7 protein-coding genes are annotated in these 9,383 nt (G+C 61.9%); 6 read left to right on the top strand and 1 reads right to left on the bottom strand.

Translation table 11 applies throughout. From position 1 onward, the window contains the following. Window positions 1-197 precede the first annotated feature (197 nt). The 3 genes from NUV89_RS24585 (at window position 198) to NUV89_RS24575 (ending at window position 3,464) form a co-directional block, all read left to right on the top strand. A complete protein-coding gene (locus tag NUV89_RS24585) occupies window positions 198-662 on the top strand; it encodes a Spy/CpxP family protein refolding chaperone (protein ID WP_017737990.1) in 465 nt (154 codons plus the stop codon). A gap of 68 nt (window positions 663-730) precedes the next feature. Continuing rightward, a complete protein-coding gene (locus NUV89_RS24580; RefSeq protein WP_257783360.1) occupies window positions 731-2,074 on the top strand; it encodes a HAMP domain-containing sensor histidine kinase in 1,344 nt (447 codons plus the stop codon). A gap of 40 nt (window positions 2,075-2,114) precedes the next feature. Beyond that, a complete protein-coding gene (locus NUV89_RS24575; protein WP_257783359.1) occupies window positions 2,115-3,464 on the top strand; it encodes a CoA transferase in 1,350 nt (449 codons plus the stop codon). A gap of 169 nt (window positions 3,465-3,633) precedes the next feature. On the opposite strand, the gene arcD (NUV89_RS24570) is transcribed toward NUV89_RS24575, so the two are convergent. Further along, window positions 3,634-5,061 carry an arginine-ornithine antiporter gene (gene arcD / locus NUV89_RS24570; RefSeq protein WP_257783358.1) on the bottom strand — a complete coding sequence of 476 codons (1,428 nt, stop codon included), beginning with the start codon at window positions 5,059-5,061 and terminating at the stop codon, window positions 3,634-3,636. 447 nt (window positions 5,062-5,508) lie between these two features. Between arcD (NUV89_RS24570) and arcD (NUV89_RS24565) the strand changes: the two genes are divergently transcribed. The 3 genes from arcD (NUV89_RS24565) to NUV89_RS24555 all read left to right on the top strand — a co-directional run bounded on the left by arcD (NUV89_RS24565) (window position 5,509) and on the right by NUV89_RS24555 (window position 9,307). Beyond that, window positions 5,509-6,936: an arginine-ornithine antiporter gene (gene arcD / locus NUV89_RS24565; RefSeq protein WP_026136948.1), complete on the top strand. Its 1,428-nt coding sequence runs from the start codon at window positions 5,509-5,511 to the stop codon at window positions 6,934-6,936. A gap of 34 nt (window positions 6,937-6,970) precedes the next feature. Beyond that, entirely contained in the window at window positions 6,971-8,227 is a 1,257-nt protein-coding gene (arcA, locus tag NUV89_RS24560) for an arginine deiminase (RefSeq protein ID WP_257783357.1), read from the top strand. A 69-nt stretch (window positions 8,228-8,296) separates the two neighbouring features. Then, on the top strand, window positions 8,297-9,307 hold the full coding sequence (locus NUV89_RS24555) for an ornithine carbamoyltransferase (protein ID WP_257783356.1): 1,011 nt from the start codon (window positions 8,297-8,299) through the stop codon (window positions 9,305-9,307). Window positions 9,308-9,383: the final 76 nt, after the last annotated feature.

Below are 9,383 nucleotides of genomic sequence, written 5' to 3'. Positions count from 1 at the left end.
TGACACTCCGTCTTCGCGAGCAAGCCCGCTCCCACACAAGCCCGCTCCCACATTTGATCTCATCTGCCTTGCTGGTTTTGTCAGCTCCCGCCAAACCCCTCTTTACCCAAGCTTTACGCTCCCCTGACTGCCGCTGACCTTCATCTGCGTAATCTACTCACATCCGGACTCACCGGAATAGAGACAGGAGAATCACCATGCGCAAGACCCTTATCGCTTTGATGTTCGCCGCTGCCCTGCCCACCGTTGCCATGGCGGCAATGCCCGACGGCCGCGGCCCGATGGGCGGCCCCGAAGGCCACATGATGGGCGGCCCGGGCCACGGCGGTGAACACGGTCCGCGTGGCAAAGGCGGCCCCTTCAGCCAGCTGGACTTGAGCAAAGAGCAGCGCGAGCAAATCGGCAAACTGATGGGCGACCAATGGCACGCTCGCAAAGACCTGACCAAAAAGTACCTGGACAAACTCCCGGCCGCTGAGCAGAAAGCCATGCAGGACGAGATCGCTGCCGGCAAGCAGAAAACCCAGGCGGATATCCGCGCCGTGCTGAAACCCGATCAGCAGAAGAAATTCGACGAGATCGTCAAGAAACAAGCCGAGCGCCGTGCCGAGTGGAAGGAATTCCAGGCCTGGAAAGCGCAACAGCCGCAAAAAGCGCAATAATGCCCACGCGTTAACGCTTCCAGCCCAGTGGCCACCGCCACTGGGCTTTTCCTGTTTGAGGGTTTCCTGTGCGCTCATTGTTCTGGCGGATCCTGGCCAGTTTCTGGCTGGCCATCGCTCTGGTTGCCGGGTTGTCGATCCTGCTCGGGCACATGCTCAACCAGGATGGCTGGATTCTCAGCCGCCACCCCGGCCTCGCCAACCTGCCCGAAGAGTGGGCGCAACTCTACGAATCCCAGGGTGAAGACGCCGCCCAGGAGTTGCTGCAACAGCGCAAGCGCCAGTACCACATCGACGTGCAGGTGCTCAACGAAAGCGGCGAGCCGGTGGTGCGCGGCACGTTCCCGCGGCGCTCGGCTGCGTTCGAAGCGCGGCAGAATGACAGCAAGGACGGCCATCTGCCGTGGCGGCGCCTGACCGCCGAGTACACCAGCGAGAAAACCGGCGACACCTACCTGCTGATCTACCGCATCCCCCACCCGGAACTGGACGCCTGGCACCGCAGCAGCCTGTTGTGGCCGTTGAGCGCGCTGGCGATTGCCCTGGTGGTGCTGACGTTGTTCAGCTTGCTGGTGACGCTGTCCATCACCCGCCCCTTGAGTCGTTTGCGCGGCGCGGTGCATGACCTCGGCCAAGCCACCTACCAGCAAAACAGCCTGGCGCGCCTGGCCAACCGCCGCGACGAGTTCGGTGTGCTCGCCACCGACTTCAACCGTATGGGCGCACGCCTGCAAAGCCTGATCGGCAGCCAGCGCCAATTGCTGCGCGACGTCTCCCACGAACTGCGCTCGCCCCTGGCCCGCCTGCGCATCGCCCTGGCCCTGGCCGAACGCGCCAGCCCCGAAGAGCGGGAAAAACTCTGGCCGCGCCTGACCCGTGAATGTGACCGCCTCGAAGCCTTAATCAGTGAAATCCTCGTGCTGGCCCGCGTCGATGCCGACAACGCCAGCGCCGAAGACGTCGATCTCGACCCGTTGCTCAAGGCCCTGCAAAAAGACGCCCTGCTCAGCGCACCGGAACAAAAGGTGCAACTGAGCGGCGACAGCGACCTGCACCTCAAGGGCTGGCCGACCATGATCGAACGCGCCGTGGACAACCTGCTGCGCAATGCCCAGCGCTTCAACCCAGCGGAACAGCCCATCGAATTGCACGCCCAGCGCCAGGGCGAGCGCATCCTGATTAGCGTGCGCGACCACGGCCCCGGCGTCGAAGCCGAGCACCTGAGCCAGCTGGGCGAACCGTTCTACCGCGCCCCCGGCCAGACGGCCCAAGGCCATGGCCTGGGCCTGGCGATCGCGCGGCGCGCGGCGGAGCGTCACGGCGGCAGCCTGATCCTGGCCAATCACCCGGGCGGCGGTTTTATCGCCAGCATCGACCTGCCGCTGGAGCCCGGGGTTGTCACACCGGCCTGATGATCTCTTATAGTGGCCCTTCTCTTACGGAGGGCCTTTGATGACTGACCTGCTGACCCCCATCCAAGCCGCACTCGCTCTGCCCCACACGCCGCTGGCCTTTACCGAGGCCGGCGCCCTGCCCTCGGCCTTTGCTGTCACCGACCTGGCCAGCGCCAGCCTCGGCGCTGCGGGCCAGTCGGTGGCGCAGTTGATCCAGCAACAGACCGGGCGTTTGCCCGCCGTCAGTGTGGACCGGCGCCTCGCCTCTTTCTGGTTCTCCTCCTCGATCCGCCCGGTGGGCTGGCAAGTGCCGCCGCTGTGGGACCCGGTGGCCGGCGACTACGCCAGCGCCGACGGCTGGATTCGCCTGCACACCAACGCGCCCCATCACCGTGCGGCCGCCGAACGCATCCTCGGCAAGGTCGCAAACCGGGACGAGATGGCCAGCAAGGTTGCCCAATGGAACGCCGCCGAACTGGAGCAGGCGATTGTCGATGCAGGCGGCTGTGCCGCGCAGATGCGCGCGTGGCAAGCCTGGCAGGCGCACCCTCAGGGCTTGGCCGTGAATGCCGAAGCCTTGGTGCAACGCCAGACGTTTACAGCCACCACCGACACACCCTGGCGCGGTTCAGTCGCACGGCCACTGGCGGGCATCAAGGTGCTCGACCTGACCCGCGTCTTAGCCGGCCCGGTGGCCAGCCGCTTCCTCGCCGGCCTTGGCGCCGACGTACTGCGCATCGACTCACCGACCTGGGACGAGGCCGGCGTGGTGCCGGAAATGACCCTGGGCAAACGCTGCGCGCGCCTCGACCTGAAAAGCCCCGAGGGCCGGCAGGTGTTCGAAGCGCTCCTCAAGGACAGCGACATTCTGTTCCACGGTTACCGCGCCGACGCCCTTGAACAATTGGGCTACACCGCCAGCCAATTGCAGCAGATCGCCCCGGGCCTGATCGATGTGAGCCTCAATGCCTACGGCTGGAGCGGCCCGTGGCGCAATCGCCGAGGGTTCGACAGCCTGGTGCAGATGAGCTGCGGGATTGCCGATGCGGGGATGGCCTGGAAACACGCGGATAAACCGGTGCCACTGCCGTTGCAGGCGCTGGATCACGCCACGGGGTACTTGATGGCGGCCAGTGCGATCCAGGCCTTGAGCGAGCGCTTGAACACCGGGCGCGGTGGTTCGGCGCGGTTGTCGCTGGCGCGCACGGCGGCGTTGTTGGTGGAGGCTGGGCAAGTGCCGGCGCAACCGGCGTTGCGGGCGGAGCAGCCGAGCGATCAAGGCTTGCTGGTGGAGCAGACGGCCTGGGGGCCGGCCCATCGTTTATTGGCACCAGTAACCATCAGCGGCACGCCGTTGCAGTGGGATTTGCCGGCTGGGGAATTGGGGTCGCATCGGGCGCAGTGGTGACCTGAAAATCGCTATCGCAGGCAAGCCAGCTCCCACATTTTGACCGCATTCCAAGGGATGTACTCCGTCAAAATGTGGGAGCTGGCTTGCCTGCGATGAGGCCCTCACAGTCACTATCAATCCCCCCGACTCAACGACGCCCACATATGCTGCGGCGCAAATGCCAGTCTCACAACGTCAACACCCCGCTATACAGCCCATACGCCGCCAACCCGGCACCAGCAATCACACAGCTGAAAATGCCCTTTTCCACATGGGTAAACAACGGCTGGCCCTGCTCGCGCTTGGCCAGGGCAAACAGGATCACCCCCGGTGCATACAGCAACGCCGACAACAGCAAGTACTTCAACCCGCCGGCATACAACAGCCATACCGCATACCCGAGGGCAATCAGCGCCACCAGCAAGTCCTTCAGGCGCTGGCCATGGGCGCCTTCATAGGTTTCGCCACGCCCGCTCAACAGCACCGCATAGGCCGCCGACCACAGGTACGGCACCAGGATCATCGACGAGGCCAGGTAGATCAGGGTGGTGTAGGTGCTGTGGGAAAACAGCGTGATCACCAGGAAGATCTGGATCATCACGTTGGTCAGCCACAGCGCATTGACCGGCACCTGATTGGCATTTTCCTTCTTCAGAAACGCCGGCATGGTCTTGTCATGGGCGGTGGCGTAGAGGATTTCGGCGCAGAGCAACGCCCACGACAGCAACGCGCCAAGCAGCGACACCGCCAGGCCGAGGCTGATCGCCATGGCGCCCCAGGGCCCGACGATATGTTCCAGCACACCGGCCAGGGACGGGTTTTGCAGTTGTGCCAGCTCAGGCTGGCTCATGATGCCAAGGGACAACACATTCACCAGCACCAGCAACGCCAGCACGCCGAGAAAGCCGATCACCGTGGCCCGGCCCACGTCCGAGCGCTTCTCGGCCCGCGCCGAGTACACGCTGGCGCCCTCGATGCCGATAAACACAAACACGGTGACCAACATCATGTTGCGCACCTGGTCTACCACGTCGCCGAGCTGCGGGTTGCCCAGGCCCCAGATATCGCGGGTAAAAATATCCGCCTCGAACGCCACGGCAGCGATCACGATAAACATCAGCAACGGCACGATCTTCGCCACGGTGGTAATCAGGTTGATGAACGCCGCTTCCTTGATCCCGCGCATCACCAGGAAATGCACCGCCCACAGCAACAGCGATGCACAGCCGATGGCCACCGGCGTGTTGCCCTGGCCAAACACCGGAAAAAAGTAGCCCAGGGTGCTGAACAGCAACACGAAGTAACCGACGTTGCCCATCCACGCACTGATCCAGTACCCCCAGGCGGACGAGAAGCCCATGTAGTCGCCAAACCCGGCCTTGGCGTAGGCATACACCCCGGAATCCAGCTCGGGCTTGCGGTTGGCCAGGGTCTGGAACACAAACGCCAGGGTCAGCATGCCCACGGCGGTAATCCCCCAGCCGATCAACACGGCCCCCACTTCGGCGCGGGCGGCCATGTTTTGTGGCAGGGAAAAAATCCCCCCGCCGATCATCGAGCCCACCACCAGGGCGATCAGGGCGCCGAGTCGAAGTTTCTGGGCCGGTTGGGACATGGCGACTCCTGGATTAACCACTGTTTGAGCTGACAACTGTGCACTCAACTAATTAACTCAGCGAGTGTAGCGTTTATTAGAGAAGGCGATAAAACAGACATGTTCATAACCTAAAAGCATGTCGCGCCGTGAAGTTTAGGCTTATTTAGATTTTAAATACTGCACAAAACTTAACGCTTATAGCGCTTTTGTGAAACTTCGTTCAAAAAGTTTGCACATCCGGGAAAAGGGGCTAGCTTCAAACGTCCATGCCCCTGACTAAATGATTAACAACAACGGCGAAACCGCTCTGGAAAGCGCCTTCCCGCGTCTTTGTATTGCCCAAGGGATTCCATCCTAAGTCATTAATTCACAATGGAATGTGCCAATGAAGTGATCTGAGTCAGCTGTTTGAATAGCGCACAGAATTATTCTGTGGTCTCTCTTCTCCTGCATTGGAGTCACGCAATGTCTGACACTCCCGGAAAACTTAGGCTAGGTGCACTGGTTGCACTTGTCGTCGGTTCGATGATTGGCGGCGGGATCTTCTCCCTGCCACAAAACATGGCCGCCAGCGCCGATGTCGGCGCGGTGTTGATTGGTTGGGTGATTACCGCCATCGGCATGTTGACCCTCGCTTTTGTGTTCCAGACCCTCGCCAACCGCAAGCCCGACCTCGACGGCGGTGTGTACGCCTACGCCAAGGCCGGTTTCGGCGATTACATGGGTTTCTCGTCCGCGTGGGGTTACTGGATCAGTGCCTGGCTGGGCAACGTCGGTTACTTCGTATTGCTGTTCAGCACCCTCGGTTATTTCTTCCCGATCTTTGGCGAAGGCAACACGCCGGCTGCGGTGATTGGCGCCTCGGCGCTGCTGTGGGCCGTGCATTTCCTGGTACTGCGCGGGATCAAGGAAGCGGCGTTCATCAACCTGGTGACCACCGTTGCCAAAGTCGTGCCGCTGGTGCTGTTCGTGTTGATCGCGCTGTTCGCGTTCAAGCTGGAGATCTTCACCGCGGACATCTGGGGCGTGAAAAACCCCGACCTGGGCAGCGTGATGAACCAGGTGCGCAACATGATGCTGGTCACCGTGTGGGTGTTTATCGGTATCGAGGGCGCGAGCATCTTCTCGTCCCGTGCGGAAAAACGCTCCGACGTCGGCAAGGCCACCGTGATCGGCTTTATCACCGTGCTGCTGTTCCTGATGCTGGTGAACGTGCTGTCCCTGGGGATCATGACCCAACCGGAACTGGCCAAGCTGCAGAACCCGTCGATGGCCGCCGTGCTGGAGCATGTGGTGGGCCACTGGGGTGCGGTGCTGATTAGCGTTGGCTTGATTATTTCGTTGCTGGGGGCGCTGCTGTCGTGGGTGCTGCTGTGCGCGGAGATCATGTTCGCCGCCGCCAAGGACCACACCATGCCGGAGTTCCTGCGCAAGGAAAACGCCAACCACGTGCCGGTCAACGCCCTGTGGCTGACCAACGCGATGGTGCAGTTGTTCCTGATTATCACGCTGTTCTCCGCCAGCACCTACCTGTCGCTGATCTACCTCGCCACCTCGATGATCCTGGTGCCCTACCTGTGGTCGGCGGCCTACGCCCTGCTGCTGGCGGTGCGCGGCGAGACCTACGAAAACGCCCTCAAGGAGCGCAAGAAAGACCTGTTCATCGGCGCCATCGCCTTGATCTACGCGATCTGGCTGCTCTACGCCGGTGGTACCAAGTACCTGCTGCTCTCCGCCCTGCTCTATGCCCCCGGCGCGATCCTGTTCGCCAAGGCCAAGCGTGAACTGGGCAAACCGATTTTCACCAATGTCGAGAAGTTGATCTTCGCCGCAGTGGTCATTGGCGCCCTGGTGGCGGCCTATGGGCTCTACGACGGCTTCCTGACCCTGTAACACCTGAATCTTTTTGTTCACTGGAGGATCTGAAATGACCACGGAAAAAGTGAAGTACGGCGTACATTCCGAAGCCGGCAAACTGCGCAAAGTCATGGTGTGCTCCCCAGGCTTGGCCCACCAGCGGCTGACCCCCAACAACTGCGATGAACTGCTGTTCGATGACGTGCTGTGGGTGGCCCAGGCCAAGCGTGACCACTTCGACTTCGTGACCAAGATGCGCGAGCGGGATATTGATGTGCTGGAAATGCACAACCTGCTCACCGACATCGTCGCCATCCCTGAAGCACTGGACTGGATCCTGGAGCGCAAGATCACCGCCAACACCGTTGGCCTGGGCCTGGTCAATGAAGTCGGCGCGTGGCTGCGCAGCCTGGAGCCGCGCAAGACCGCCGAGTTCCTCATCGGTGGCGTATCGGCCGATGACCTGCCGAGCCAATTCGGCGGCAAGACCATCGAGATGTTCCGCGACTTCCTCGGCCACGCCAGCTTCATCCTGCCGCCGCTGCCCAACACCCAGTTCACCCGTGACACCACCTGCTGGATCTACGGCGGCGTGACGCTGAACCCGATGTACTGGCCGGCGCGACGTCAGGAAACCCTGCTGACCACCGCCATCTACAAGTTCCACCCCGAGTTCACCAACGCTGATTTCGAAATCTGGTACGGCAACCCCGACGAAGAACACGGCGCTTCCACCCTGGAAGGCGGTGACGTGATGCCAATCGGCAACGGCGTGGTGTTGATCGGCATGGGCGAGCGCTCGTCCCACCAGGCCATCGGCCAACTGGCGCGTAATCTGTTCAAGAACAAGGCGGTGGAAAAGGTCATCGTCGCCGGCCTGCCGAAATCCCGCGCCGCGATGCACCTGGACACCGTGTTCAGCTTCTGCGACCGCGACCTCGTGACCATCTTCCCCGAAGTGGTCAACCAGATCGTCGCGTTCACCCTGCGCCCTGACGAAAGCAAACCCCACGGCATCGACATCACTCGGGAGAAATCCAACTTCCTCGACACCGTCGCCGCCGCCCTCGGCCTCAAGGCCCTGCGCGTGGTGGAAACCGGCGGCAACGCCTTCGCCGCCGAGCGCGAGCAGTGGGACGACGGCAACAACGTGGTGGCCGTGGAGCCTGGCGTGGTCATCGGCTACGACCGCAACACCTACACCAACACCCTGCTGCGCAAGGCCGGCGTGGAAGTCATCACCATCAGCGCCGGTGAACTGGGCCGTGGCCGTGGCGGCGGCCACTGCATGACCTGCCCGATCATCCGCGACCCTATCGACTACTAAGCGACCATCCACCCGTCGGCTTCCACCCGAAGCCGACCGGGCCGATTACCGAATCCAAGGAGAATCATCATGGCGTTCAACATCCACAACCGCAGCCTGCTCAGCCTGGAACACCACACCCCGCGCGAGCTGCGCTACCTGCTGGACCTGTCCCGCGACCTCAAGCGCGCCAAGTACACCGGCACCGAACAGCAACACCTCAAAGGCAATAACATTGCGCTGATCTTCGAAAAAACCTCCACACGCACCCGATGTGCCTTCGAAGTGGCCGCCTATGACCAGGGCGCCAACGTCACCTACATCGACCCGGGCTCGTCGCAGATCGGCCACAAAGAAAGCATGAAAGACACCGCCCGCGTGCTCGGGCGCATGTACGACGCCATCGAATACCGTGGCTTCAAGCAGGAAATCGTCGAAGAACTGGCCAAGTTCGCCGGCGTGCCGGTGTTCAACGGCCTGACCGATGAATACCACCCGACCCAGATGATCGCCGACGTGCTGACCATGCGTGAACACGCCGACAAGCCGATCCACGAGATCAGCTACGCCTACCTGGGCGATGCGCGCAACAACATGGGCAACTCGCTGCTGCTGGTGGGTTCCAAGCTGGGCATGGACGTGCGCATCTGCGCACCAAAAGCCCTGTGGCCCCACGATGATCTGGTCAGCCGCTGCAAAAAATACGCGGAAGAAAGTGGTGCGCGCATCACCCTCACCGAAGACCCGAAGGCAGCGGTGAAAGGCGTGGACTTCATCCACACCGACGTCTGGGTATCGATGGGCGAGCCCGTGGAAGCCTGGGCCGAGCGCATCGAGCAACTGCTGCCGTACCAGGTTAACGCCCAGCTGATGAAAGCCACCGGCAACCCGCGCACCAAGTTCATGCACTGCCTGCCGGCATTCCACAACAGCGATACCAAGATCGGCAAGCAGATTGCCGAACAGTATCCGCACCTGGCCAATGGCATTGAAGTGACAGACGACGTGTTCGAGTCGCCGGCGTGTATCGCCTTCGAGCAGGCGGAGAACCGCATGCACACCATCAAGGCGATCTTGGTTTCGACCCTCGCCGACCTGTAACTGAAGGAATGCGGTCAACTGTGGGAGCGGGCTTGCTCGCGAAAGCGGTGTGTCAGTCAACACATGTATCAACTGA

It is taken from the genome of Pseudomonas sp. 18.1.10, assembly GCF_024655625.1.
Lineage (GTDB): Bacteria > Pseudomonadota > Gammaproteobacteria > Pseudomonadales > Pseudomonadaceae > Aquipseudomonas.
The sequence above is the reverse complement of the archived record's forward strand: the minus strand, read 5'-3'. Positions and strand labels throughout refer to the sequence as shown.

Coding starts and splice junctions, on each gene's coding strand:
- NUV89_RS24585 (WP_017737990.1), top strand. CDS start 198: ATGCGCAAGACCCTTATCGCTTTGATGTTCGCCGCTGCCCTGCCCACC.
- NUV89_RS24575 (WP_257783359.1), top strand. CDS start 2,115: ATGACTGACCTGCTGACCCCCATCCAAGCCGCACTCGCTCTGCCCCAC.
- arcD (WP_257783358.1), bottom strand. CDS start 5,061: ATGTCCCAACCGGCCCAGAAACTTCGACTCGGCGCCCTGATCGCCCTG.
- arcD (WP_026136948.1), top strand. CDS start 5,509: ATGTCTGACACTCCCGGAAAACTTAGGCTAGGTGCACTGGTTGCACTT.
- arcA (WP_257783357.1), top strand. CDS start 6,971: ATGACCACGGAAAAAGTGAAGTACGGCGTACATTCCGAAGCCGGCAAA.
- NUV89_RS24555 (WP_257783356.1), top strand. CDS start 8,297: ATGGCGTTCAACATCCACAACCGCAGCCTGCTCAGCCTGGAACACCAC.